Annotated in this window: 21 protein-coding genes and 2 riboswitches; of the genes, 8 read left to right on the forward strand and 13 right to left on the reverse strand. The window is 62.8% G+C overall.

Annotation, left to right across the window (positions count from 1 at the left end):
- Window positions 1–21: 21 nt before the first annotated feature.
- Window positions 22–603, forward strand: coding sequence for a peroxidase-related enzyme (locus tag AC1Q64_RS00475; protein ID WP_291436958.1), 582 nt, complete (start codon window positions 22–24; stop codon window positions 601–603).
- A gap of 8 nt (window positions 604–611) precedes the next feature.
- Window positions 612–1,367 carry a hypothetical protein gene (locus AC1Q64_RS00480; protein WP_492250063.1) on the forward strand — a complete coding sequence of 252 codons (756 nt, stop codon included), beginning with the start codon at window positions 612–614 and terminating at the stop codon, window positions 1,365–1,367.
- A gap of 27 nt (window positions 1,368–1,394) precedes the next feature.
- Here the strand turns inward: AC1Q64_RS00480 and AC1Q64_RS00485 are convergent, their stop codons facing one another.
- From AC1Q64_RS00485 to AC1Q64_RS00495, 3 genes are all read right to left on the reverse strand, one after another.
- Complete coding sequence (locus AC1Q64_RS00485) at window positions 1,395–4,556, reverse strand: bifunctional diguanylate cyclase/phosphodiesterase (RefSeq protein WP_348714513.1); 3,162 nt, start codon at window positions 4,554–4,556, stop codon at window positions 1,395–1,397.
- Window positions 4,557–4,878: 322 nt separating this feature from the next.
- Window positions 4,879–5,304 (reverse strand): acyl-CoA thioesterase, encoded by a 426-nt coding sequence (locus AC1Q64_RS00490; protein ID WP_291436952.1) that lies wholly within the window; start codon window positions 5,302–5,304, stop codon window positions 4,879–4,881.
- A 20-nt stretch (window positions 5,305–5,324) separates the two neighbouring features.
- Window positions 5,325–6,107, reverse strand: a complete 783-nt coding sequence (locus tag AC1Q64_RS00495) for an SDR family oxidoreductase (protein WP_492250064.1) — start codon at window positions 6,105–6,107, stop codon at window positions 5,325–5,327.
- A 139-nt stretch (window positions 6,108–6,246) separates the two neighbouring features.
- Between AC1Q64_RS00495 and AC1Q64_RS00500 the strand changes: the two genes are divergently transcribed.
- On the forward strand, window positions 6,247–7,947 hold the full coding sequence (locus AC1Q64_RS00500; protein WP_492250065.1) for an electron transfer flavoprotein-ubiquinone oxidoreductase: 1,701 nt from the start codon (window positions 6,247–6,249) through the stop codon (window positions 7,945–7,947).
- Between the two features lie 93 nt (window positions 7,948–8,040).
- Here the strand turns inward: AC1Q64_RS00500 and AC1Q64_RS00505 are convergent, their stop codons facing one another.
- The 10 genes from AC1Q64_RS00505 to AC1Q64_RS00550 all read right to left on the reverse strand — a co-directional run bounded on the left by AC1Q64_RS00505 (window position 8,041) and on the right by AC1Q64_RS00550 (window position 20,785).
- Entirely contained in the window at window positions 8,041–9,714 is a 1,674-nt protein-coding gene (locus AC1Q64_RS00505) for a methyl-accepting chemotaxis protein (RefSeq protein WP_492250066.1), read from the reverse strand.
- 138 nt (window positions 9,715–9,852) lie between these two features.
- Complete coding sequence (locus tag AC1Q64_RS00510; protein ID WP_492250067.1) at window positions 9,853–13,506, reverse strand: hydantoinase B/oxoprolinase family protein; 3,654 nt, start codon at window positions 13,504–13,506, stop codon at window positions 9,853–9,855.
- Between the two features lie 48 nt (window positions 13,507–13,554).
- A complete protein-coding gene (locus tag AC1Q64_RS00515) occupies window positions 13,555–14,103 on the reverse strand; it encodes a hypothetical protein (RefSeq protein ID WP_492250068.1) in 549 nt (182 codons plus the stop codon).
- A 31-nt stretch (window positions 14,104–14,134) separates the two neighbouring features.
- Entirely contained in the window at window positions 14,135–15,100 is a 966-nt protein-coding gene (locus tag AC1Q64_RS00520) for a TRAP transporter substrate-binding protein (protein WP_492250069.1), read from the reverse strand.
- 42 nt (window positions 15,101–15,142) lie between these two features.
- A complete protein-coding gene (locus tag AC1Q64_RS00525; RefSeq protein WP_492250070.1) occupies window positions 15,143–16,441 on the reverse strand; it encodes a TRAP transporter large permease in 1,299 nt (432 codons plus the stop codon).
- Between the two features lie 21 nt (window positions 16,442–16,462).
- Complete coding sequence (locus tag AC1Q64_RS00530; RefSeq protein WP_291435230.1) at window positions 16,463–16,972, reverse strand: TRAP transporter small permease; 510 nt, start codon at window positions 16,970–16,972, stop codon at window positions 16,463–16,465.
- A 101-nt stretch (window positions 16,973–17,073) separates the two neighbouring features.
- Complete coding sequence (locus AC1Q64_RS00535; RefSeq protein WP_492250071.1) at window positions 17,074–18,039, reverse strand: TRAP transporter substrate-binding protein; 966 nt, start codon at window positions 18,037–18,039, stop codon at window positions 17,074–17,076.
- A gap of 25 nt (window positions 18,040–18,064) precedes the next feature.
- Complete coding sequence (locus AC1Q64_RS00540) at window positions 18,065–18,904, reverse strand: putative hydro-lyase (protein ID WP_492250072.1); 840 nt, start codon at window positions 18,902–18,904, stop codon at window positions 18,065–18,067.
- A gap of 261 nt (window positions 18,905–19,165) precedes the next feature.
- Complete coding sequence (locus AC1Q64_RS00545) at window positions 19,166–20,077, reverse strand: LysR family transcriptional regulator (RefSeq protein WP_492250073.1); 912 nt, start codon at window positions 20,075–20,077, stop codon at window positions 19,166–19,168.
- Between the two features lie 249 nt (window positions 20,078–20,326).
- Window positions 20,327–20,785: an Lrp/AsnC family transcriptional regulator gene (locus tag AC1Q64_RS00550; RefSeq protein ID WP_056067700.1), complete on the reverse strand. Its 459-nt coding sequence runs from the start codon at window positions 20,783–20,785 to the stop codon at window positions 20,327–20,329.
- 467 nt (window positions 20,786–21,252) lie between these two features.
- Between AC1Q64_RS00550 and AC1Q64_RS00555 the strand changes: the two genes are divergently transcribed.
- From AC1Q64_RS00555 to gcvH, 5 genes are all read left to right on the forward strand, one after another.
- A complete protein-coding gene (locus tag AC1Q64_RS00555) occupies window positions 21,253–22,224 on the forward strand; it encodes a TRAP transporter substrate-binding protein (protein WP_056067699.1) in 972 nt (323 codons plus the stop codon).
- Between the two features lie 125 nt (window positions 22,225–22,349).
- Window positions 22,350–22,844, forward strand: coding sequence for a TRAP transporter small permease (locus tag AC1Q64_RS00560; protein WP_492250074.1), 495 nt, complete (start codon window positions 22,350–22,352; stop codon window positions 22,842–22,844).
- On the forward strand, window positions 22,841–24,118 hold the full coding sequence (locus AC1Q64_RS00565; protein ID WP_492250075.1) for a TRAP transporter large permease: 1,278 nt from the start codon (window positions 22,841–22,843) through the stop codon (window positions 24,116–24,118). Before AC1Q64_RS00560 ends, AC1Q64_RS00565 begins: the two co-directional genes overlap by 4 nt.
- Before the next feature lie 5 nt (window positions 24,119–24,123).
- Window positions 24,124–24,229, forward strand: a riboswitch (glycine riboswitch).
- A 13-nt stretch (window positions 24,230–24,242) separates the two neighbouring features.
- A riboswitch (glycine riboswitch) is annotated at window positions 24,243–24,371 on the forward strand.
- A gap of 49 nt (window positions 24,372–24,420) precedes the next feature.
- Window positions 24,421–25,563 carry a glycine cleavage system aminomethyltransferase GcvT gene (gene gcvT / locus AC1Q64_RS00570; RefSeq protein ID WP_291435244.1) on the forward strand — a complete coding sequence of 381 codons (1,143 nt, stop codon included), beginning with the start codon at window positions 24,421–24,423 and terminating at the stop codon, window positions 25,561–25,563.
- Window positions 25,564–25,649: 86 nt separating this feature from the next.
- Window positions 25,650–26,024 (forward strand): glycine cleavage system protein GcvH, encoded by a 375-nt coding sequence (gcvH, locus tag AC1Q64_RS00575; protein ID WP_291435246.1) that lies wholly within the window; start codon window positions 25,650–25,652, stop codon window positions 26,022–26,024.
- Window positions 26,025–26,098: the final 74 nt, after the last annotated feature.

A 26,098-nucleotide genomic window follows, 5' to 3' on the forward strand; every position in this document is an offset into this window, starting at 1 on the left:
ACAAAAACCGAGGAGACCACCGTGAGTCGCTACCCCTTCCCCGACCTGAACACCCTGCCCGAGGACATCCGCGCGCGGATTCTTGAAGTGCAGGAGAAGGCAGGGTTCATTCCCAACGTGTTCCTTGCGTTTGCCCGCCGCCCGGCGGAATGGCGTGCATTCTTTGCGTACCACGATGCGCTCATGCTCAAGGAAGAAGGCAGCCTGACCAAGGGCGAGCGCGAGATGATCGTCACCACCACCAGCGCGGCCAACCAGTGCCTGTATTGCGTGGTGGCGCATGGCGCGATCCTGCGCATCTACGAGAAGAAGCCGCTCATCGCCGACCAGGTGGCGACGAACTACCGCAAGGCGGACATCAGCCCGAGAGAGCGGGCCATGCTCGACTTCGCCATGAAGGTGTGCCAGAACGCCCACGAGATCGACGACACGGATTTCGAGGCCCTGCACCCCCATGGCTTCGATGACGAAGACATCTGGGACATCGCAGCCATTACTGCTTTCTTCGGGCTGTCCAACCGCATGGCCAGCTTTGCAGGCATGCAGCCCAACCCAGAGTTCTATCTGATGGGGCGTGTGCCCAAGGCCAAGCCTGCGGCCTGATCAAAACCATGCGCGCCGCACGAACGATCTGGCTGTGGGTGCTTGCATCCCCTGCAGTGCAGGCCGCAGGGTTTGGGCCACCGGAGGGCATGCTGCCCAGTTACCCGTTATCTGTGGCTGTGCCCGCTGGCGCGCTGTCCCCGTTGCGATCCTCCTCGCTCTTCCGAGAAGAGTCCAGCACCGGGGCGGCGCCCACTTACTACATCGGCACCGGCGTTGTTGGGTCGCGCCTGCCTATTCCGGACACTCCGGGTGCTAGTGCCTGGCAGGTGGTACCCACCGCTGATTGCGCGCGCCTGGAGCCCGTGCCCACCACACTGCTGCGCACTCCCGCTGTGCAGGCCGTGGTGGTGCAACAGAACCCCCTGCCCATGGAGTGCGCTGCGGCCTTTGAAGGGAGCTGCACCAGCCGCGATGGAGAACTACGCATCACCACGGCTTTCGAGGGCCGCCGCCGCGCCGCGCGGGTGGGCGGCGGCTTTTTCGGCACCGAAGGCACCATCGACACCACGTTCTATACGGGCGTGCGCACCCTCAGCATCGAACACCTGCCCAGCCGTCTTGTGCTGCGCATGCAAGAACGCCTGAACAACACCAACGGCTATAGCGCTCCGCAGACAGCCATCCGCTACTTGCCAGAGCTGCAGCGCCTTTTGCTGCTGGGAGCCTCAGAGGCGCAGGGCATGCCTCTGGCGCAATGCGTTGTACTGCCCTCACGACAAAGGCCATGCCACTGCGACTCCGCTGACCAGCACCCGCCCTAGGCGGTGCGACGGATAGGCCTACGGGCCTCAGGCCGGCAAGTCTGCGTCAGTCTCGCGCACCCAGGGCTGCTGCGCCCGCCACTGGTCCAGCCAGTCCGGTACCTGCTGCGCAGGCATGGGCCGCGCGATGCCATAGCCCTGGCCCAGCACACAGCCCATGGCCAGCAGCTTGCGACCGTGGGCCACGGTCTCCACACCTTCGGCAATCACCTTGCGGTTGAACGCTTTGGACAGGCCGACCACACCCTGCACAATGGCCAGGTCGTCGCGGTCTTCGAGCATGTCGCGCACAAAGCTCTGGTCGATCTTGAGCAGCTCTGCAGGCAGTTTTTTCAGGTAGGTCAGCGACGAATAACCGGTCCCAAAATCGTCCAGCGCAAAACGCACGCCCAGCTCGGCACACGCGTGCATCAGGCCAGACACCTGGGCCATGTCCTGCAACGCGCTGGTCTCCACAATCTCCAGCTCCAGCGCCGACGAAGGCACCGAGGGATGCGCGGCCAGCGCCTGGCGCAGCTTGTGCACAAAGTCCTCCTGCTGCAGCTGCTTGGAGAACACATTGACGCTGACGGGCATGTGCAGCCCCGCCGCGAGCCACTGCGCCATCTGCGACAGGGCCATGTCCAGCACCCGCTCGCCAATTGCAATCGCCATGTCGTGGTCTTCAATAACCGGCAAGAACTGCCCCGGCGCCAGCAGGCCCCGCTGCGGATGCAACCAGCGGACCAGCGCCTCCATGCCCACCACCTCGCCAGTCTGCATGTTGACCTGGGGCTGGTAGTACAGCACCAGTTCCCGCCGCGCAATGGCAGTGGCAATCTGCTCCAGGCTTTCGCGCTTGATCCGGATGGCCGCATCGCTGGCCACATCGAACAGGTGGAACCGATTCTTGCCCGCCTGCTTGGCCAGGTACATGGCCTGGTCGGCATGGCGGATAAGCTGCTCCGAACTGGAACCATCCTGTGGGTACATGGTGACGCCGATGCTGGCAGACACCTGCAGGGACTGCCCGTTCACCATCACCGGCTCAGCCGCCACCTGCAACAGCCGCAACAACAAGGGCTCGCAGTCGTGCTCGGCCGTCAGGTCAGTCATGACGGCCACAAACTCGTCGCCACCAATACGCGCCAGCGTGTCGCCATCGCGCAGCGCTGACCGCAGACGCTTGGCAATCGCCACCAGAAACTCGTCGCCCGCTGCATGTCCATGCCGGTCGTTGACGTCCTTGAAACCGTCCAGATCCAGAAAGGCCACCGCCAGCGACTTGCTACGGCGCACACAGTGCGCCATGGCCTGCTGCAGCCGGTCGGCCAGCAGCACGCGATTGGGCAGGTGGGTGAGTATGTCAAAGTGCGCCACCTCGGCCAGCTGCTCGTTGATACGGCGCATCTGCGCATTGGCAGCCTCCAGCTCGGCCTGGCTGCGCAGGCGCTCGGTCATGTCGCGAACGATCATGCTGCTGTATTGGCGGCCCTCGCTGTCCCCATAGATGCTGGAGCTGATCTCGGCGGTGAAGTGGCTGCCATCGCCCCGTACCATGGTCAGCAGCCCAACCGCCTGCCCGGCCTGCTGGCGCCGGGTCAACAGCTCCTGCAACCGAGGGTCGGCAGGGTCGGCCAGCCCCGTGCGGCCACGCGCAATGATCTGCGCCTCGCTCAGCCCAAACAGTCGGCAGGCTGCCTGGTTCACCGTCAGCACCGTGCCATCGGGCGAGGTCAGCAACACGGCGTCCATGCTGTTGTCAAACAGCGCTTTGAACTTGAGTTCGCGGTCCTGCAGCTGAGATGTCAGCTTGCGCCGCATGGTGATATCAACAAAAGTCACCACAATTTTATCGATCCCGCCGTCCGGTTTGAACCAGGGGTCTGCTCGGCACAGCACCCAGCAGATATCCGCGTCTTTGGAGCGGACGATGCCCACCACAATGCCTTTGACCGGCTCGCGGGTGGCGACCACGCGCGAGGCGGGGTAGTCAGACACCGGCATGGTCTCGCCTTCCTCATTCAGGAAGGACCAGGCCGGGTCAATCAGCTGTTTGCCGGTCATCTGATCAAAGCTCAGGCCCAGGAGATTGCTGGCCTCAGCGTTGCAGCGCACCACAGCACCCGTCGCATCGTGGATGACCAGACCCGTCATCAGGTTGTCGATGAGCGACCGCTGCTCGGTTTCGCTGTCGCGTAGCACTTGTTCCACCACCAGTCTTTGCTGCTCGCTTTCGCGCTCGCGGCGTGCCAGGCGCAACGACACGAACTTGATGAACGCCAGCAACAGCGCCGTCAGCGCCAGCGGCGTGTCGATGCTGCGGGCCCAGACCTGCCAGAACCGGAGCTCAGGCTGCCCCACAAACACCGTCACCGGGAGCTTGTCGAGCCGATGGAACAGGTTGATGAAGTTCTGGCCGTTGAGCAGCGCATTGGGCCCTTCCACACGCCCTTGTACCGGGAACTGGTGCTGCGTGAGGTGTTGGCTCAGCGCGCCGTCACGGCGCGTGCCATAGACCTCGTCCTTGGTGACTGCGGTGGGCACCGGGTAACGGGTCATCAGGTAGCCATCGTCACGCAGCACGCCCACCGTGAGCTGCTGCACCAGCGGCGCGTCTTTCCAGAGCGACTCCAGAAAATCGATGAGAAACACATCGGTCAACACCGCCCGCGCCTGGCCTTGCGGGTCCCGCAGAACATAGCGCAGGGTGAAAACCCAGTCCTTGTTCAGCGCATCGCGCTGTGGCCGCCCCAGGTAGATGTCGCGCAGGTCCCGTGCGTCGCGCGCAAAGTCCTGAAAGCTGGGTTGACCGGCCAGACTGGTGAGGCCCTGCAGGCTGGGCGTGTGCGACGAGGCCAGCAATTGGCCGTTCATGTCGCTCACATAGGTCTGGCTGACTTCGGGGCGGTGTTTGCGGTAGTCCACCAACAACTGCTGCACCTGGGCCAGGTTGTCGATGCCACCGGGCGAGATCGCAATGGTCTCCGCCAGGCTGAGCATGCCTGCGCGTTTGGAGAGAAAGAAAGTATCCAGCGTCCGCGTGAGCAGCACCAGGTTGGACTGCATGTGCTCCTCTTCACGGCCCTTGACCTGCCCCCATTCGTCAAAGGCGTACAGACCAAACATGAAGAGAACCGACGCGATGACCAGATTGGTCACCTTGTTGATGCTATTGGCTGCTGCGCTTGCTTGGATGGTTGAATTCATTCAGAAAGCACAAAACGGCACGTCGGTGCAGTGTTAGAAATCCCCTCCCCGGCTTTATTCGCTTTCTTCTCTCATCGCCTGAACCATCCTAACAGGTAACAAAAAGAACGAGGAAGTGAAGGAGAAGGCGCTGCGTAGGGGCGGCGGTATGAACGCGGTACGCCGCGCCTCGGTACCCAGGGGCTGGATCTGCTGGCTGCCTCAGGCGCCAATACTATATTTTTGATAGCAAACCAGGCATATATCACTAGCGCTACCAGCCGAATTCTCCCAATAATATTCCGCCAGCCCCACCAGAGGGCTCAGGAGCCAGGGCGGAGGGTCAGCTGGCGGTAACCAGCGCCCGCATCCAGTCGGGCAGCGGCGCCGCCTTCTGCTGCGGAAAGTCCACCCAGATCGTGGTGGCCCCGCCGGCCGCGCAAATCACGCCCGGCTGGTCCACGCGCTCCATCGTGCCCCAGGTCTCGAACGTGGTGCGGCCCGGGTCACTCACGTAGAGCTTGAGCAGTACGTCGGCCGGGTATTCGAGCTGCTTGTAGAAGTTGCAGAACGCATTGACGATGACCGGCCCCTGCCCGCGCGGGTCGGGGTTGCAGCCCACGGACACCATCCACTCGATGCGGGCAGTTTCCAGATAACGGAAATACACGGTGTTGTTGACATGGCCCATCGCATCCATGTCGCCCCAGCGCACCGGAAATCGCATCTCGAAAACCAGCTTCTTGACCTCGGGAATTTCGATCTTCATATCCGCCAGCGTCCCGTGAATCAGACCGCAAACCCGTCGTCGGCAGCGATCACCGCGCCATTCACAAAATGGCTCTGGTCGCTGGCCAGCATCACCAGCAGCGCGTCCAGGTCCTGCGGCTGGCCCACACGCTTGCGCGGGAGCATGTCCATGAGCTTCTTGCCCTGCTCCGTCTGCCAATGGTGGTGGTTGATTTCCGTGTCGATGTAGCCGGGGCAGATGGCATTCACATTGATGCCGTACCGGCCCCACTCCAGTGCCATCGCCCGGGTCATCTGCACCACGGCGGCCTTGCTCATGCAATAGGCGCCGATCTGCGGCAGCACCTTCAGGCCCGCCATCGAGGCGATGTTGATGATGCGCCCGCCCGTGAAGCTACCCGGTGCCGCGCCGCGCGAGCGGGCCAGCATGCGCTTGCCTACCTCTTGTGCCACAAAGAAGGCGCCCTTCACGTTGGTGTCGAAAATGAAGTCGTAATCCTCGGGCGTCACGTCCTGAATGCGCTGAGTGGTGCTCACGCCCGAGTTGTTCACCAGAATGTCGATGGAGCCCATTTCGGTCTCGGCGTGCGCCACGGCGGACTTGATGGAGTCATGATCGGTCACATCCAGCTCGATCACATGGGCGTCACCGCCCTCGCCTTCAATGCGCGCGCGCAGCTCCTTGAGTTTTTCCACCCGGCGGCTGGCCAGCACGACGCCTGCGCCCGCGCGGGCCAGCGTGCGGGCAAACTGCGCGCCGAGCCCGCTGGAGGCGCCCGTGATGAAGGCCACGCGGCCGGACAAGTCGATGCTGTATGCCATTTAGAGTCTCCCTACTGATCAAAATAGAACGGTCGTTCGATTGTCTATATTCCGTGAATACAATCAGTCGCCAGACAGACAGGGCGCGGTCGGCGCTCTGTAGAAAATAATCCATTATCAAACGCCCGACGAGAAGCCCATGACCAACGAAGAAATCCTCGCCCAATACGGCCCCCGCGAATCCATGGAATACGACGTGGTGGTCGTTGGCGGCGGCCCTGGCGGCCTGGCCACTGCGATCCGCCTGAAGCAACTGGCGGCTGAAAAAGGCCAGGATGTCTCAGTGGTGGTGCTCGAAAAAGGCTCTGAGCCCGGTGCGCACATACTCTCTGGCGCCATCATGGACCCCAAGGCGCTGACCGAGCTGATTCCCGACTGGAAAAAGCGTGGCGCGCCCCTGAACCAGCCCGTCACCGACGACGCCTACATCTTCCTGTCGGAAAAGTCGGGCTTTCGCGTGCCCAACATGTTCCTGCCGCCGTTTGCACACAACCATGGCAACTACATCATCAGCCTGGGCAACCTGACCAAGTGGCTGGGTGAACAGGCCGAAGCCCTGGGCGTAGAAATCTTCCCCGGCTTCACTGCAGCTGAAGTGCTCTACAACGACAACGGCTCCGTCAAGGGTGTGGCCACCGGCAATCTGGGCATCGGCAAAGACGGCGAGCCCACCGAGAACTTCCAGCTCGGCATGGAGCTGCTGGGCAAGTACACCGTGTTTGCCGAAGGCGCACGCGGCCACCTGGGCAAGCAACTGATTGCCAAGTTCCACCTCGACAAGGACCGCGACCCGCAGAGCTTCGGCATTGGCGTGAAGGAACTGTGGGAGATCGACCCCAAGAAGCACCAGCCCGGCTTTGTGATGCACACCGCCGGCTGGCCCATGGAGAACGACACCTACGGCGGCGCCTTCCTGTACCACCTGGAGGGCAACAAGGTGGCGCTGGGCTTCGTCACGGGGCTGGGTTATGCCAACCCCTACCTGAGCCCGTTCGAGGAGTTCCAGCGCTGGAAGACACACCCCAACGTCCGCTACTACTTCGAAAATGAGAAGGGCGAGATCACGGCCAAGCGCCTGTCCTACGGTGCACGTGCCATCAACGCCAGCGGCATCAACGCCCTGCCCAAGACCGTGTTCCCAGGCGGCGCCCTGGTGGGCTGCAATGCGGGCTACCTGAACGTCGGTCGCATCAAGGGCAGCCACGCCGCCATCAAGACCGGCATGCTGGCCGCCGAAGCCGCCTACGACGCCGTGGTGGCAGGCCGCCAGCACGACGAGCTGACCGCCTACCCCGAAGCCTTCGAAAAGAGCTGGCTACACACCGAGCTGAACAAGGACCGCAACTTCAAGAACTGGTTCAAGTACGGCCTGACCACGGCCACGCTGATGAACGGTTTCGAGCAGTTCGTGCTGCGCGGCCACATCCCCTGGACGCTGCACCGCGACAAGCCCGACCACGCGTACCTGAAGCCCGCCGCCGAGTGCAAGCCCATCGTCTATCCCAAGCCCGATGGCAAGCTCACGTTTGACCGCCTCTCCAGCGTGTTCATCAGCAACACGAACCACGAAGAGAACCAGCCCGCCCACCTCACGCTCAAGGACCCGAGCGTGCCGGTCAACATCAACCTGGCCAAATACGCCGGCCCCGAGGCGCGCTATTGCCCGGCGGGCGTGTACGAGTTTGTGCCCGACACGACCAAGGGCGGTGATGCCCAGCGCCTGCAGATCAATGCGCAGAACTGCGTGCACTGCAAGACCTGCGACATCAAGGACCCCACACAGAACATCGTGTGGGTCACGCCGGAAGGCGGCGGTGGCCCGAACTACGCGGGCATGTAAGCTTCTTCAAAATTCATAGCGCCTTGCGCTTGAAGGGCCTGCACTGCAGGCCCTCTTTTATGGAGATCAGCCCGATCTACAGCGAAACGTCCGTCACGCGGCGGCGCGCGTGAGTTGAAACTGTCCCATCGCACCCGCCAGCCGGTTAGCCTGGTCCTTGAGGCTCTGTGCCGCTGCGGCGCCCTGCTCCACTAACGCGGCGTTCTGCTGTGTCATGTGGTCGAGTTGGTCCACCGCCTGGCTCACCTGGCCGATCTGCGTGCTCTGCTCGCTGCTGGCCTCGTTGATCTCGGACATCAGCGTGGTCACACGCTCCACGCTTTGCACGATGTCGCCCATCGTGGAACCTGCGGTCACCACCAGCCGGGCGCCGTCACTCACCTTGTCCACGCTGGTGGAGATCAGCGCCTTGATCTCGCGCGCCGCATTGGCGCTGCGCCCGGCCAGGCCCCGCACCTCGCTGGCCACCACGGCAAAGCCGCGCCCCTGCTCGCCCGCACGGGCGGCTTCGACGGCCGCATTGAGCGCGAGGATGTTGGTCTGGAACGCAATGCCATCGATGATGCCCACGATGTCGGCAATCTTCTTGCTGCTGGCATTGATCTCCTCCATGGTCTTGACCACCTGGCTGACCACTTCGCCGCCTTTGCTGGCCACCTCGGTGGCGTTGAGCGCCAGCGCATTGGCCTGGCGGGTGCTGTCGGCATTGGCGGCCACCATCTGCGCCAGCTGGGCAATGCTGGCCGCCGTCTGCTGCAGGCTGCTGGCGGCGTGCTCGGTGCGCATGCTCAGGTCGGTGTTGCCCGCTGCTACTTCGGAGCTGGCCACATGGATGGATTCGCCCGAGTCACGCACCTCGGTCACCACGTAGTGCAGCGACTCGACCATCTTGTCCAGCGCCGTGAGCAACTGGCCGATCTCGTCGGTACGCTGGGTTTGCATACGCACTGTGAGGTCGCCCCGCGCCACCACAGCGGCCGCCTCGGACGCCTGGCGCAGCGGCAGCACGATGGAGCGCCGCAGCAACCAGCCAAACAGCACCGACAGCGCCACCACCACCAGTACCGCCACAGCGCTGACCCATTGCGCACGGGACGCGTCGGCAATCATGCTGTCCCCCGCCTTCAGGGAGGACTGCTCGGAAGCTGCGAGCAACTGGTCGATGGACCGCAGGTATTGGGTCAACGCGGCCGCGTGTTCCTGCAACTCCTTCTGGCTGATGATCTTGGCTTCCAGGGCGTTTTGCACCAGCGCGTCCCGCAGCACTGCATATTTCTGGCGCTCGGCCTGGGCCTGCGCCCACAGCGGCCTCGCGCTCTCGCTGGAGGACGCCTGCGCCAGCGCGTCATCAATGCGCTTGCGCAATACAGCTTCGGCGTCGATCTGGTTGCGCATCTCCGCCACCAGGGGGAACACATCGGACGACAACGTGGCCCGCAATGCAATCTGGCCGATATAGACCGACTGGGTTTTCCAGTCGCGCACGGTGCGTTCGATGGGCAGTTGCTCCGTGGTAAGCAACGTGGCCTGACGGCTCGTGTCCTGCCCTGTGAGCCAGGTGGTGGCCCCCAGCAGCGCCACCGCAAAGCCCAGAATGCCAAAGCTGGCCGCCAGTTTTTGTCCCACGCTCAGAGTCCGGCGGTGCCGCGCAGGTGCAGGGCTCTGAGCGGCAGCGTCTGGCACGGCACGGCGGAACTCCGCGTCGGCCGGTGCGGCGGAGAAGGCGGCGCCGCCAGGCGCCCCGGATGTGGCGGGCAAATAGTTCATGAGCGTTCTCCTGTTTCATTTCCCGCACCGTGCGGGGGTCGAAGTCGGTGGTGACCAGCGCCGTGCGCCATGCACCGTGCGCCTCTAAAGGCTCACAGCACACAACACCTGCCCCACCGGGGTCAGCGGGCCATCAAGTCAGGACGTGACACATTCGCCAAAGCCACCACCGCCGGGGGTGGCGATCTCGAACACATCGCCGGGCTCCATCAGCGCTGCGCCAATGTGGCCCAGCTCCTCCACCTGACCGTTGGCACGCAGCACGCGGTTGGCACCAGGCCTGCCCGGCTGGCCGCCCGCCATGCCAAAGGCGGGGTTCAGTCGCCCGTTGGACAAGATGCTGGCCGTCATCGCCTCCAGGAAGCGCACGCGCCGCACGCCGCCATCGCCACCCGCCCAGCGGCCTGCGCCGCCCGAGCCGCGCTGGATCTCGTAGCTGTCGAGCACCACCGGGAAGCGGAACTCCAGCACCTCGGGGTCGGTGAGGCGCGAGTTGGTCATATGGGTCTGGACCACGCTGGTGCCGTCAAAGCCGCGCACCGCCTGGCCCGACGCGTCTAGCACCGCACCCGCACCGCTACCACCGGCAATGGTTTCGTAGTACTGGTACTGCGCATTGCCGAAGGTGAAGTTGTTCATGGTGGGCTGGCTACCCGCCATCACGCCCAAGGCGCCAAACAGCGCGTTGGTGATGCAGGTGGAGGTCTCCACATTGCCCGCCACCACCGAGGCCGGCGGGTTGGGGTTGAGCATGGAGCCTTGCGGAATGTTCACCTGCAGGGGCTTGAGGCAACCGGCGTTGAGCGGAATGTCATCGTCCACCAGCGTGCGGAACACATACAGCACGGCCGCCATGCACACGGCACGGGGGGCGTTGAAGTTGTTCATCTGCTGCGGACTGGTGCCTGCAAAGTCGATGACCGCACTGCGCTCGGCCACATTGACCTTGACCGACACGCTGATCTGCGCGCCGTTGTCCAGCGGCAGGGTGAAGCTGCCGTCTTTGAGCTGCGTGATCACACGGCGCACCGACTCTTCGGCGTTGTCCTGCACATGGCGCATGTAGGCCTGCACGACATCCAGGCCAAACTGGTCCACCATCTTCGAAAGTTCTTGCACGCCCTTCTCGTTCGCAGCGATCTGTGCGCGCAGGTCGGCCAGGTTCTGCTGCGGATTGCGGCTGGGGTATGGCGTGGTGCCGCCGCCCGTGGCCAGCAGGGTGCGCACCTCCTCTTCCAGAAAGATGCCCCGGTCCACCAGCTTCACGTTGTTGATCTGCACACCTTCTTCATCAATGCGTGTGGAGAACGGTGGCATGGACCCCGGCGTGGTGCCGCCAATGTCCGCATGGTGGCCCCGGCTTCCCACATAAAACGTGGGTTCGTTGCCCTCGGCCACGTACACCGGGGTGATCACCGTCACGTCCGGCAGATGGGTGCCGCCGTGGTACGGGTCGTTGAGCATGTACACGTCGCCCGGGTGCATCTTGCCCGCGTTCTCGCGGATCACGGTCTTGATGCTCTCGCCCATGCTGCCCAGGTGCACGGGCATGTGGGGCGCGTTGGCGATCAGGTTGCCGGCCGCGTCGAACAGCGCACAGCTGAAGTCCAGACGCTCCTTGATGTTGACCGAATACGCCGTGTTCTGCAGTTGCAGCCCCATCTGCTCGGCGATGTTCATGAACAGGTTGTTGAAGACCTCCAGCAGCACCGGGTCCACCGTGGTGCCTGCGGCGTACTGCACCTTGCGGGCCGTCACGCGGTCCAGCACCAAATGGTCCAGGTCGGTCAGGCGCGCAGACCAGCCGGGCTCCACCACGGTGGTGGTGTTCTTCTCGGCAATGATGGCGGGGCCGGGGATCACGTCGCCGGGGTGCAGGTCCTCGCGCACCACCAGGGCCGCATCGTGCCATGCGCTGCCGGAGTACATCTTGACCACCTCGCGCTGCGGATGCTTGCGGTGCGAGTGCACGGGCAAGCGCGGCTCGGCGGGGGCGTCACCGGCAATCATGGCCTCGACCGACACGGCCTCCACCACCAGGCCCTTGCCCGCCATGAGGAAGGCAAAACGCTGGCGGTAGGCGGCCTCAAAGGCCGTCTGGATGCTGGCCATGTCACCAAACGGCACGACCAGGGCCGAGTCCGTGCCCTCGTAGCGCACATGCACGTTGTGGCGCACCTGCACGGGGTTGGTGCTGACCTGCTGGCGCTCCAGCTCAGCCTGCGCGGCAGAACCCAGCATATCCAGGCGCTCGGCGATCAAGGGCAGAGATTCAGCCGCCAGCGGCATCTCCACCGCCTGCTCGCGGATCACGGTCTGGTCGGCCAGGCCCATGCCATAGGCGCTGAGCACCCCCGCCAGCGGGTGCACGAACACGCGCGACATGCCCAAGGCATCGGCCACCAGGCAAGCGTGCTGGCCGCCTGCACCACCAAAGCACTGCAGGGTGTAGCGCGTCACGTCATAGCCGCGCGCCACGCTGATCTTCTTGATAGCGTTGGCCATCTGCTGCACGGCAATCTGGATGAAGCCTTCGGCCACTTCCTCAGGCCTGCGCTGGGTCTGCACAGCAATTTCCTCAAAGCGGGCGCGCACCGCATCGGCGTCCAGCGTTTCGTTGGCTGCGGGACCAAACACACTGGGGAAGTAACGGGGCTGCACCTTGCCCACCATCACATTCGCATCGGTCACGGCCAGCGGGCCGCCCCGGCGGTAGCTCACGGGGCCGGGGTTGGCACCGGCGCTCTCGGGGCCCACGCGAAAACGGGCGCCGTCATACGCCAGCACCGAGCCACCGCCAGCCGCCACCGTGTGGATGCTCATCATGGGGGCGCGCATGCGCACGCCCGCCACGTGGGTCTCGAACTCGCGCTCGAAGGCACCGGCGTAGTGGCTCACATCGGTGGACGTGCCGCCCATGTCGAAGCCAATGACTTTTTCGTGCCCAGCCAGGCCCGCTGTGCGCGCCATGCCGACAATGCCGCCTGCAGGGCCGGAGAGAATCGCGTCCTTGCCCTGGAACGTGCCCGCATCAGTGAGGCCCCCCGAGGACTGCATGAAGAACAGCTTGACGCCCGGCATCTCGCTGGCCACCTGCTCCACGTAGCGGCGCAGGATGGGCGACAGATACGCATCCACCACCGTGGTATCGCCCCGGCTCACGAACTTCATCATGGGGCTGGTTTCGTGCGAGGTGCTGATCTGCGTGAAGCCCACTTCCTGGGCGATGCGCTTGGCCGCCTGCTCGTGCTGCGTATAGCGGTAGCCGTGCATGAACACAATGGCCACGCTGCGCAGCCCGCGACCATAGGCGGCCAGCAGGTCACCGCGCAAAGTGGCTTCGTCCAGGTTCTGCAGCACGCCACCATGGGCGCCCATGCGTTCGCGGGCCTCGATGACTTCGGTGTAGAGCAGCTCGGGCAGCTGGATGTGGCGGTCAAACAGGCGCGGGCGGTTCTGGTACGCGATGCGCAGTGCATCGCGAAAGCCGCGTGTGGTGACCAGCAGCGTGGGCTCGCCCTTGCGCTCCAGCAGTGCGTTGGTGGCTACGGTGGTGCCCATCTTCACGCACTCCACCAGCGCGGGCGTGACAGGCTCGCCGGGCTTCAGGCCCAGCAGGTGGCGAATGCCTGCCACGGCGGCATCCTTGTACTGCTCGGGGTTCTCGGACAACAGCTTGTGGGTGGTCAGGGAGCCATCGGGCCGCTTGGCCACGATGTCGGTGAAGGTGCCGCCCCGGTCGATCCAGAACTGCCAGCGTGGGATGTGCGTTTGGGGTGTCATGGTGGTCATGTGTAGTGGCTCCGAGATAAAAAATGGAAAGAGGTGGTGGCTGTGTGGCTAGGCGACGGCAAGGTGGGCGGGGGCCAGCCTTTGCATGACCTGCCACACGGCAGGAATGGGAGGAGCGGTGGCCAAAGCCCGCTCCACAGGGCACCAGGGGCCTGCCAGCGAAACGGCCCAGGCCATCACGGGCAAGATGTCTACCGGCGGGAGGGTCTGCATGGTGTCGATCACGATACGAAGCTCCTGCGCCAGGCGGTTGCCAGGGGCAAATCGCCAGTGGTATTGGCCGCCAGTCACGCACACGGCGCGGTTGTCCTTGGCCGTCATGGCAGACAGCCACAGGCAGTGAAAGTCTGTGCAGGCCGGTGCCGGGGGATCGGTCAGGCAAAAGGTGTAGGCGTTTTCATAAGCACGGCCAAAGTTGCGCACCAGCGTCTCGGCAATGGCCTCGCGGCCCAGGGTGCAGGCCAGGGCCTGCCCTTCGCCCTGGCGCATCTCCATCTGCAGCAGCGCGCCGCCGGCAAAGGCTTGCGCGATGAGGTGCGGGCGATTGAGGTCCTTGGCGCGCAGGTACATCTCTATGGTGTCCGAGGGCGTGTGCATGATGCTTCTCCTGAAAGACGTGCAGGAAAGGTCAGCGCTGCGTGTAGTACGGGATGAAGATCTGATTGGCCTCACTGCCCACCGAGCGCACCCACTCGCGCGAGAACCGTTCGCCCAGGCGCTTGAGCTCGGCATCAAAATCCGCCGGCGCACGATCCACCTTGATGCCCTTGCGTTGCAGCTCAGCCACCGACTCTTCGGCCACTGCAGCACTCATTGCCCAACCCCGAGCCTCCGCCTCGGCGGCAGCCTTGGTGACCGCCTGGCGTGCGGGTGCAGGCAATGCATCGAAAGCCTGCTGGTTCACAAAGACGATGTTCTTGGGAAACCAGGCATTGATGCCGTAGTACTGCTTGATCTGTCCCCAGACCTGGTTCTCGACCCCCGTGAGGGCCGAAGTGATCATGGAATCGAGCTTGCCGGCCGACAGAGCCTGGTTGACTTCGACCATGGGCACATCCACGGGCGTGGCGCCCAGCAATTCGGCAATGCGCACGGTCCCGGGGTTGTAGGTGCGCATGCGCGTGCCCTTGAAGTCGGCGGACGAGCGCACGGGGTTGATCGAGAACAGCCCCTGCGGCGGCCAGGGCACGGCGTACAACGCTTTGAGCCCCTTGCTGGCCATGTGCGACTCGATCAACGGACGCTGTACGTCCCACATGCGCCGCGCGTCCGCGTAACTGCGCACCACGAACGGCACAGCATCCGCCCCGGCGATGGGGATGTCCCGCACCAGGTTGGTCATGATGGTCTCTCCCGCCTGGGCCTTGCCCTCCTGCACGGCCTGGTGGATATCGTTCAGCTTGAACAAGGCGTTGTTGGCATGGACCTCGATGCGCAGAGCGCCTGCCGAGGCACGCTCCACATCCTGCGCAAACTGCACGAGATTGCGGGTATGAAACGACTCCGCGCGGTAACCCGTGGCCAGCTTCCACTGGGTCTGGGCGTGCACCACCGGGGCCACGGCGAGCGCGGCCAACAACACCAAAGTTTTCATGGGGAACTCCTGCGCGGACGTTTCAGGCGTGGGTGCTGGGGGTCAGCCCTGCATCTGGCGTGGTAGCCAGAGCACGACATCGGGCACGAAGTACGTCATCACGACGGCCACAATCATCAGAGCGAACAGAGGCAGCGCCGTGCGTGCAATCCAGGTCACTTCGCGCCGCGTCATGCCCTGCAACACGAAGAGGTTGAAGCCAACAGGCGGCGTGATCTGCGCCATCTCGACCACCAGCACGATGAAGATGCCGAACCACACCAGGTCAAAGCCTGCGGCCTCCACCGTGGGCAGCAACACCGCGATGGTCAGCACCACCATGGAGATGCCGTCCAGGAAGCAGCCCAGCACAATGAAGAACACGATGAGCAGCAGCATCAGCGCAAAGGGCGACAGGTGCAGCGCGCCTATGAACTCGGCCAGGTGCCGCGGCAGGCCAATGAAGCCCATGGCCAGAGTGAGGAACGCGGCACCCGCCAGGATGAGGCCGATCATGCAGTACACGCGGCAGGCGGCGACCAGCCCTTCCTTGAAGCGCTCCCAGTTCAGCGAGCCCTCGATCTTGGCCAGGATCAGCGACCCGGCCACACCGAGCGCGGCAGCTTCGGTGGCGGTGGCAATGCCGCTGTAGATGGCGCCCAGCACCACGACGATGAGCGACACGACGGGAATCAGGTGGCGGGAGGCATACAGCTTTTGCACAAAGCTGAGGCGCGCGTCAGGCGCGGGCACCTTGTCTTTGTTGAACAGGGCCCACACGATGATGTAGCCCATGAACAGCGCAGCCAGCATCAGCCCCGGAATCACCCCTGCCAGGAACAGCTTGGAGATCGAAACGTTGGCCGCCACGCCATAGACGATCATGATGATCGACGGCGGAATCAACAGACCCAGGGTGCCCGCACCAGCCAGCGTGCCCACGGAGATATCTTCGGGATAGCCGCGCTGCTTGAGTTCAGGCAAGGTGATCTTGCCGATGGTGGCGCAGGTAGCGGCCGACGAGCCCGAGATTGCGGCAAAGATGGTGCAGCCCACCACATTCACATGCAAAAGGCGGCCTGGTAGGCGCTCCAGCCACGGCGCCAAGCCCTTGAACATGCTGCTTGACAGCTTGCTGCGGAAAAGGATCTCGCCCATCCACAAAAACAGCGGCAGAGCCGTCAGCGTCCAGCTGGAGGTAGACCCCCAGATGGTCAGCATCATGCTGTCTCCCACTGGGCGGTTGGTAAAAAACTCCATGCCGACCAAAGCCACTGCCAACAGTGACAGGCCGATCCACAGGCCCGATCCGAGCACTGCGAACAGCACCAAGATCAGGCCCAAAGCAATGATGACGTCCATGATGATGTCTCCTGGATCCAGTTATTCGGAACGGGCTGCTTCGGACACAGCCATGAAAGCCACACCCTGAAAGCGCAGCACCAGCGCATGGGCAAACGCCAGCGCAAAACCAATACAGCCCATGGCCATGCTGATCTGGGGAATCCACAGCGGCGAGGCGTCGGCTGCGGGCGAGATGTCGTGGGTGATGTAGGAGATCCACACCGATCGCACGGCATAGCAGGCGATGTACACCGAAAGCACCAGCGCGCTGACCAGGCAGAACCACTCAAAAGCGCCGCGCCAGCGTGCAGGCAAACGGTCAAGAACCAGAGTCACGCGGATGTGGTCGCCGTTTTGCAGCGTGCTGGGCAGCGCAAAGAACAAGGCGGCTGCAATCGCGTATCCCGCATAGGCGTCGAGTCCGTCGATATTGAGGTGGATGACTTCGCGGGCAAAAACGCCCAGCGTGACTGCGCCGAACGCAGCCAGCATCGACAGGCCGGACAGCAGCATCAGCAGCCTGTAGAAATTTCGGACGAGTTTGTCCATGGCGTACTCCTGTAACGCTGAAAAAAGAGGGGGAGCGGAAACGAGAATGTGGGGGTAGCGCGCGCTGCGCTACCCGGCCCCGTGGGGGCCAGGGAACGCGACTACTTCTTGCGGTAAGCGTCGATGATGGCCTGCCCATCGGCCCCGGCCGATTTCACCCAGTCGGCGGTCATGGATTCGCCGATGCTCGCCAGCTCCTTCTTGATGCTGTCGCTGGGTTCGGCCACCGTCATGCCTTTGGCCGACAGTTCCTTGATGAACTCCTTGTCCACACGCTCGCTGGTGGCCCAGCCGCGTTCCTCGGCGGCAGCTGCAGCCTTGAGCACAGCGTCCTGCAGGGGCTTGTCGAGGGCATCGAAGGCCTTCTGGTTCACCACCGTGGCGTTTCGGGGCAGCCAGGCGCTCACGGGGTAGAAGTACTTGACCTGCTCATACAGCTTGGACTCCACACCGCTCGCGCTTGATGTCAGGAAGTTCTGCACTGTGTTCGTAGCCAGGGCCTGGCCCAGCTCCGACAGCTGGATGGTCACCGGCTGCGCCTTGAGCAGCTGGGCAATGCGCGTGGTGGCGGGGTTGTACGCGCGCATCTTGGTGCCCGCAAAGTCTGCGGGCGCGCTCACCGGCTTGAGCGAGTACAGCGATTGGCCAGGCCATGGCACCGAGAAAAGCACCTTCACGCCCTGTGCTGCGAGCAGCTTCTCTTGCGCAGGCTTGGCGGCCAGGTACAGGCGCTTGGACTCTGTATAGGTCGTCGCCAGGAACGGGACTGAATCCACGCCAAACAGAGGGTTCTCATTGGTAGCGCCCGACAGAATGAACTCTGCCGAAGGCACCTGACCGGTCTGGACCGCGCGCTTGATCTCGTTGGCCTTGTACAGCGAACCACCGGGGTGCAGGGTGATCTTGAGCTTGCCGCCGGTGAGCTTGTCCACTTCATCGGCAAACTGCTGCACGTTTTGCGTCTGGAAGCTGTTGGCGCCATAGCCTGTGGGCAGATCCCACTTGACCTGGGCCTGTGCCGCGCACACGCTGAGTGCGGCTGTCATACACAGTGCAAATTTTTTCATGGGGAGACTCCTGGGGGTAAGCCGCTTAGAAGCTGGCGAGTTGGTGGTTAAAAAGATCGGTGACCAGCATGCAACCCGGGGCGTGGGTGATGCAGAACGCCGGTTGGGCATTGAGGATGGCGGACTGCGGTGTGACACCACAGGCCCAGAACACGGGAATTTCATCGGGCAGCAGGGCCACGGCGTCGCCGTAGTCGGGCTTGCCGATATCGGCAACGCCGATAAGTGCGGGGTCGCCGATGTGCACCGGAGCTCCATGCACATTGGGATACCGCGAGGTGACCTGTACTGCACGGATCACATCGGCGGCGCGCATGGGTCGCATGGAGACCACCATGGCACCGCCGAACGGCCCCGCTGCTTCGGTGGCAATGCTGGTGCGATACATGGCCACGTTCTTGCCTTCGTTGATGTGACGCAGGCTGATGCCAGCCTCTTGCAGCGCTGCTTCGAACGAGAACGAGCACCCCAGCACAAAGGTCACCAGATCATCGCGCCAAAGGTCGCCAATGTCGCCCACCTCCCGGACCATCTCGCCGTGGCGCCAGATACGGTACTGCGGCAGGTCACTGCGAACGTCGATATCCTCACCCAGGGTGGGTAGCGTGAACTGGCCTGGCTCGCTAACAGCCAGCGCAGGACAGGGCTTGGGATTGCGCTGGCAAAAGCGCAAAAAGTCTCCCGCCAATACCTCGGGCAATATCACCAGATTGCCCTGCACGTGTCCGTGGGCCAATCCACTGGTATGCGACGACCAGAACCCTTGGCGTATGACGCTGCGCACATGGCGAGGGTCGTTGATCCCTTCCGAACCAAACACTGCGAGCGCTTTGTGTTGAGCTGAATCCACCGTTTTTCCTTGCATTGAGAAATGTCAATTGCATGACGTTGGGCAGATTGTGTTGGGGGGTGACCGCCCCTGGCAAATTCAAAAAATTTCTATCAGCTCATCGATTTTTTCCATGCACTTCATTGGGGAGAAGCGAACCAACTTGGTGCCAAGGGAAAACCCTGAGGACGAATTTAGGTGTAAACCCTTAGACCCAGGATGCGCCCTGGTGAGGGAATTTCGAAATGCATGGTGCGCGGCCCGGCACACAGTGTCGGGCCGCGCTGATGTGAGGGCTCAGGCTTTGCGCGGCTTGCGGGCTGGTGCAGCTTGTTGCTGCTCGATGAAGTCGAGGGCTGAACGTACGACAGCCTCCATGGCCGGAGACGAGGGGTCTTCGCGGTAGCTCACATGGATGGGTAGCGGCCGCAGTGCGGTGTCGCAAGCCAGCGCACGCAAGTCCGGAAATGCGAGCAGGCGCTGCACAGCCAGGCGCGGTAACGTGGCCACACCAAAGCCGCCCTGCACCAATTGCACCATGGCAGAAATCGACGAGATGGTGTGCACACAACGCGGCTCCACCTGGGCCTGGCGCAGCGTGTCGAGCAGTGATACGTGCGGTTGCGAGCCGCGCTGAAAAGTCAGGATATCGGCGCCAGCAAAGTCTTCCAGCGCATAGCGTCGTTTGCGATGCGTCTTGCTGTTACCCACAAACACCATCTCCATGGGCGTCACAGCCTGGCTGCGTATGCCATCAGCCGACACAGGCAATGCGGCAAACACGGCATCGAGCGTGCCCCGGCGGATCTGGTCAAGCAACACGGGCGTGGTTTCTACCGTCAGCTCCAGCTCCAGCAGCGGGTTGTCCTTGCGCAGCTGCTCTACCCACGGAATGAGCCACGAGTGCAGTACCGATTCGATGGCACCCAGGCGAATCGATACTTCCAAAGGGCCGCCTGATCCCATCTCGGTTTTGAGCTGGCGCTGCAGCTCCAGCATGCGCTTGGCATACACCAGAAACCGGGCACCGGCCACCGTGAGCTTGAAGTGCTTGTCGCGCCGGTCCAGCAACAGCACGCCCAGCTCTTCTTCCAGCGCAGAGATGCGGCTGGACATGGCAGACTGGGTCAGGAACAGCTTCTCGGCGGCGCGCGTCACGCTTTTGAGAGAGGCGACCCAGTAGAAGGCTTCGACAAAACGCAGATTCATGGTTTTCTTCGGGGGTCTCTGTGCCCAGGGGGGGCTTAGCGCACCGCCCAAACGGGTGCACTGCGATGGTGCGCAGAACCGGGATCGCCCGTTTTCGTCCGTTCTGCCATCAGCGCGATGGGAGCCATTGTGCCGCCGCATTTCAACTGCATAACGCCGACCGGCACGCTTGTAGTGCAAGCGCTAACCACGCGTCGCCAGCTTTCTGCAAGGAAGCTGCAACACCCAACCAGGCACCAGAAAACTGCTCTACCCCGTGAACAGAGGCAAGTCCGCCTTCTTCAGGGTGCGTAACACGAAACTGGATCGGCTGTGCCGTATGCCTTTGATCTTGTAAAGCTTCTCGCGCAACAAGCGCTCGTAATCACGGGTGTCCTTGACGACGATGCGCAGCAGGTAGTCGTAGTCGCCAGAGACCAGATGCGCCTCGATCACTTCGGGAATGCTGGCCAGTGTCTCGCCAAATTTTTCGAGCGTGTTGTCCGAATGGCTATCGAGCGTGACCTGTACCAGTACAGTGTCGGCCAGGTCCAGCGACTGAGGATTGATGCGCACCGTATAGCCCTGGATGACCCCCGCCTCTTCCATCTTTTTGATACGACCCCAACACGGTGAAGGGCTCAGGCCCACGGCCTGCCCGATCTCTTGCAGGCTGGCGCGCGCGTTGGCTTGCAGCACAGCGAGAATTTTCCTATCCAATCGATCCATCGGTCTGATTATTCATTAAATCTCGTAAAGTCAGAAAATTATTCTGCCAATGCAGAATATTGCGCCAAATTCAGCAAATTCATCCACAGTACCCGGCGCATACTTCTTCCATCAAGGCGCTCTTACCGGAGCGCACAAATTGACAAGGCCCCGGCTGGTTACCGCCAGTACGGGGCCCTTGGCATTCCAAGCCCCCATCGACACAGGCGATCAGTAGCCAAGGCGCGGGCACTGACGCCAGCCTGCGGCAATGCGGGCTATTTGCTACCGTGGACACGCTCAACACCACGGGTGTCGCCAATGCAACTGCAAACGCCTGTCTGCCCAGTTAATAAGCACGCTTACCAGCACAAACCCCGATGCATGTAGCCTGACGGGCGCACCATAATTTGAGCGAGGTCAGGGAAGGCTCCGCAAGGGGTCGCAGCGCACACATCTCCCCTGACCCACCACCAACAGGAGACACCATGCAATTGACCAAACTCGTCGTTGGCCTGAGCCTCGCGCTCGGCTTTGTGGCCACCGCTGCCGCGCAGACCACCATGCGCATCAGCATCTCGACGGCCCAGAACTCCCACCAGGGCGTAGCCATCGACACGTTTGCCAAAGAAGTCGAAAAACGCACGGGCGGCCGCTACAAGGTGCAGACCTTCTACAACGGCGCCCTGGGTGGCGAGCGCGAGTCGATTGAAGCCGTGCAGCTGGGGACACAAGAGCTGGCATTCAGCTCCACCGGCCCGGTGCCCAACTTTGTGCCGGAGACCAAGATCCTGGATGTGCCCTTCCTGTTCCGCGACAAGGCGCATGCCCGCGCCGTGCTGGATGGCCCCATCGGTCAAGACCTGCTGTCCAAGTTCGATGCCAAGGGCTTCAAGGCGCTGGCCTGGGCAGAGAACGGCTTCCGCCACATGACCAACAGCAAGCGCGACGTGAAGGAGCCCGGTGATCTGAAGGGCCTGAAGATGCGCACGATGGAAAACCCAGTGCACATCGCCGCCTATAAGGGCTTCGGCATCATCACCACGCCCATGGCCTTCCCTGAAGTGTTCACGGCGCTGCAACAAGGCACGGTGGACGGTCAGGAGAACCCGCTGTCCGTCATCATCTCGGCCAAGTTCGATCAGGTGCAAAAGCACCTGACGCTCACCGGCCACGTGTACTCGCCCTGCATCTTCGTGATGAACAAGGCCGCATTCGACAAGCTCTCGGCGGCGGACAAGCAGGCCTTCATCGATGCCGCGAAAGAAGGCACCAAGGCCAACCGTGCACGCGTGGACGAAGACGACGCCAAGGGCGTGGCCGACCTCCGCGCCAAGGGCATGACCGTGATCGACAACGTGGACAAGGCCAAGTTTGTGGCGGCACTGGCCCCCGTCAACGCCGAGTTTGAAAAGCAGTTCGGCAAGGCTGCCATCGACAAGATCCGCGACGTCAAATAATCCTGTTCATTGCTATTACCTTTGTAGCTTATAACGCCCGTAGCCATTGCGCTATCGGGCGTTTTTATTCTTGAACGATCGATGGTTCTAATCACCCCCCACCTACCCATGGTTGGCACCGCCCCATGAAAAACGCTTTTCTTACCTTTGAGCGATGGACCACCTTCATCGCCATGCTGGGCGCTTGCGCCATGCTGACCCTGGCTTCGGCCCTGGGCATGTTCCAGATCGTGACCCGCTTTGTGCTGGAGCAGCCTGCTGAATGGACCGAAGTACTCATCCGTTTCAGCCTGATCTGGATGGTGTTCCTGGCCATTCCGGCCGCGTTTCGCCAGGGCGCGATGGTGAGTGTGGACGTGCTGTACCGCTGGAGTCCGCCGCGCATCAAACGGGTGCTGGACTGGGTGGTGACACTGGCAGCCCTGGTCCTCATCGGCATCATCATCTGGTATGGCTGGGACTATGCACGCCGGGGCGGCGTGCAAAGCATGGCCGGGCTGGAATCCATGTCCATGTTTTGGGCTTACCTCGCCATGCCTGTGGGTGGCCTTTTTTGCGTGGTCGGCATCATCGGCAACCTCATTGATCCCCTGCGTATGGAACTGGAGACTGCTCAATGAGTTTGGTCATGATTTCAACGATGGTGCTGTGCTTTGCACTCACCGTCTCAGTGGCTGTGTCCATCGGTTTGGCTTCCATCCTGGGCATCCAGGCCTCCAATGCGAACATGCTCATCTCCGTCAAGGAGATGTTCGGAGCCATCAACAAGTTTCCTTTGGCAGCCATCCCATTCTTCATCCTGGCAGGCAACCTGATGGAAACTGGCGGCATCTCGCGCCGTCTGGTGGAGTTTGCCAAGAGCATCGTCGGCGGCGTGCAGGGCGGCCTGCCCATGACCTGTGTGCTGACCTGCATGATCTTTGCGGCCGTGTCGGGCTCGTCGGTGGCCACCACATTTGCCATTGGCGCCATCCTGATCCCTGCGCTGATCAAGCATGGCTACCCCACGAGCTATGCGGCCGCGCTACAGGCCACCAGCGCCGAGCTGGGCGTGATCATCCCGCCCTCCATCCCCATGATCCTTTACGGCGTGAGTGCCGAGGTGTCGATTGGCGAACTGTTCATCGCAGGCTTTGGCCCGGGGCTGCTGATCAGTGGCGCGCTGATGCTCTTTGTATGGGCGTACTGCAAGTACAAGGGCTGGGGCAAAAACGACGGCGATGGGCGCATGCCCTTTGGCAAGGCCACGCTGCAGGCTGGCTGGGCATTGCTGATGCCAGTGATCATCCTGGGCGGCATCTACGGCGGCGTGTTCACCCCCACCGAGGCATCGGCCGTGGCAGTGTTCTATGCGTTGATCGTCGGCGTCGTGATCTACCGCGAGATCAAGCTCAAGGACCTGTTCGCCATTCTGCGCAAGTCGGCCATCTCGTCGGCGGTGATCATGTTCATCATTGCCAACGCCGGGTTGTTTGCGTTCCTGATCACGCGCGCTGGTGTGCCAGATGCCATCGGCCGCTGGCTGGAGGCTGTGCTGCAGTCCCCTGCCCTGTTCCTGCTGGGCGTGAACGCGGCGCTGTTCGTGATTGGCATGTTCATCGAGACCAGCGCGGCGATCATTGTGCTGGCCCCCATCCTGGCGCCTGTAGCGATGCATTTCGGTATTGATCCGGTGCACTTCGGTCTCATCATGGTGGTTAACCTTGCGCTGGGCATGATCACGCCACCTTTTGGGGTCAACCTGTTCGCGGCATGCACCGTGGCCAGAATCTCGCTGGACCGGATCATCAAGCACCTGCTTCCCTTTGTCGGAGTGATTCTGGTGTGCCTGATGATCATCACCTATGTGCCATCGATCTCGCTGGCACTTCGGGATCTGGTCTACGCAAAGTAGTTAGAATCGCCGGGTCAGGAGAGAGTGCTCCGTCTTGTCCTCAGGACGCGCAGCACCGCCGAAGGCGCAGGCACCCGCCGAACGCTCAGGCAAAAGGACTGACAACCGCCCGCAGCGATGCGGGCGTTCCCTTGCTGGAGAGAGATGGCCCCACAGTAAAACTGTGTGCAGGCCATCCACCGAAGGAGCAAACCGCACGGCCAGCCAAGGCGCTGCGGTGAATCTCTCAGGTAAAGCGGACAGCAGGGCAAATCCCGTGACCATCTTGGTGGTCGCGGCCCCCATTTGCCCCGGAGTCCGCCATGTCAGCCACCGTCCCCCTGCTCACCACGCCCCTGAACGCCCTGCACATCGAACTGGGCGCCCGCATGGTGCCGTTTGCAGGCTATTCCATGCCCGTGCAATACCCCGCTGGCCTGATGGCCGAACACCAGCACACGCGCAGTGCTGCGGGCCTGTTCGATGTCTCGCACATGGGCCAGCTCAAACTCATCGGCGCCGGTGCCGCTGCAGCCTTTGAAACCCTGATGCCTGTAGACGTGATCGACCTGCCCGTGGGCAAACAGCGCTACGGCCTGCTGCTGACCGATGAGGGCACGATCATTGATGACCTGATGTTCTTCAACCAGGGCGTGGTGAATGGCGAGCCCACCCTGTTTGTCATCGTGAACGGTGCTTGCAAGGTGGCCGATATCGCCCACATTCAGGCGCGCATCGGCCAGCGTTGCAAAGTGGTGCCCATGCCAGACCACGCCCTGCTAGCACTGCAGGGCCCACAGGCCGTCACCGCCCTCACCCGCCTGGCCCCCGGCGTGGAAAAGCTGGTGTTCATGACCGGTGGTGACTTCACGATTGCTGGCTGCGACTGCTTTGTGACCCGCAGCGGCTACACCGGCGAAGATGGTTTTGAAATCTCGGTGCCCGCCGCACAGGCCGACACCCTGGCCCGCGCCTTGCTGGCCCAGCCCGAAGTCAAACCCATTGGCCTGGGAGCGCGCAACTCGCTGCGTCTGGAGGCTGGCCTGTGCCTCTACGGCAACGACATCGACACCACCACCACGCCCCCCGAGGCCGCACTGAACTGGGCGATCCAGAAGGTGCGTCGCACCGGGGGTGCGCGCGCTGGCGGCTTCCCTGGCGCAGACAAGGTGCTGGCGCAAATCGACAACCCCGCCAACCTGCCCCGCAAACGTGTCGGCCTGGTCGCGCTGGAACGTGTGCCCGTGCGCGAACACACCGAACTGCAAAGCACCGATGGCCAGAAGATCGGCGAAGTCACCAGCGGCCTGCTGGGCCCCACGGTGAACGAACCTGTGGCCATGGGCTATGTGGCGCCCGCCTTTGCGGCCATTGGCACCCGCGTCAATGCCATCGTGCGCGGCAGGGCCGTGCCCATGGAAGTGCGCGCCATGCCGTTCGTTCCAGCCAACTACTTTCGCGGTTGATTTCGCGGGCGGCAGCGCACAGATGCGGTCCGCGCCCGCTACATTGCTGATTCCTTTATTTATCCCGTTTGCTTGAGGAGCTTCCCATGACGATCAAATTCTCCAAAGACCACGAGTGGATCAACGCCGCTGATGCCAACGCCTCGGTGGTGGGTATCACCGTTCACGCGCAGGACGCGCTGGGCGATGTGGTGTTTGTGGACCTGCCCGAAGTGGGCAAAAGCTTTACCCAGGGCGAAGTGGCCGGTGTCGTCGAATCCGTGAAGGCCGCCGCCGACGTGTACATGCCCGTCACCGGCGAAGTGGTGGAAGTGAACGAAGCCCTGCGTGCCGACCCATCGCTGGCCAACAGCGACCCGCTGGGCGCTGGCTGGTTCTTCAAGGTCAAGCTGGCCGATGCCAGCCAGCTCGACGCCTTGCTGGACGAAGCCACGTACACCGAGTTCGCCAAGAACGCCTGACACCGATCGTTCTCCAGGGCATGGCGCCGTGCCATGCCCTGCCCTGCCTGCGCACTACCCATGTGCAAGCGCCC

This window comes from Acidovorax sp. GW835-FHT14G06, assembly GCF_058793595.1.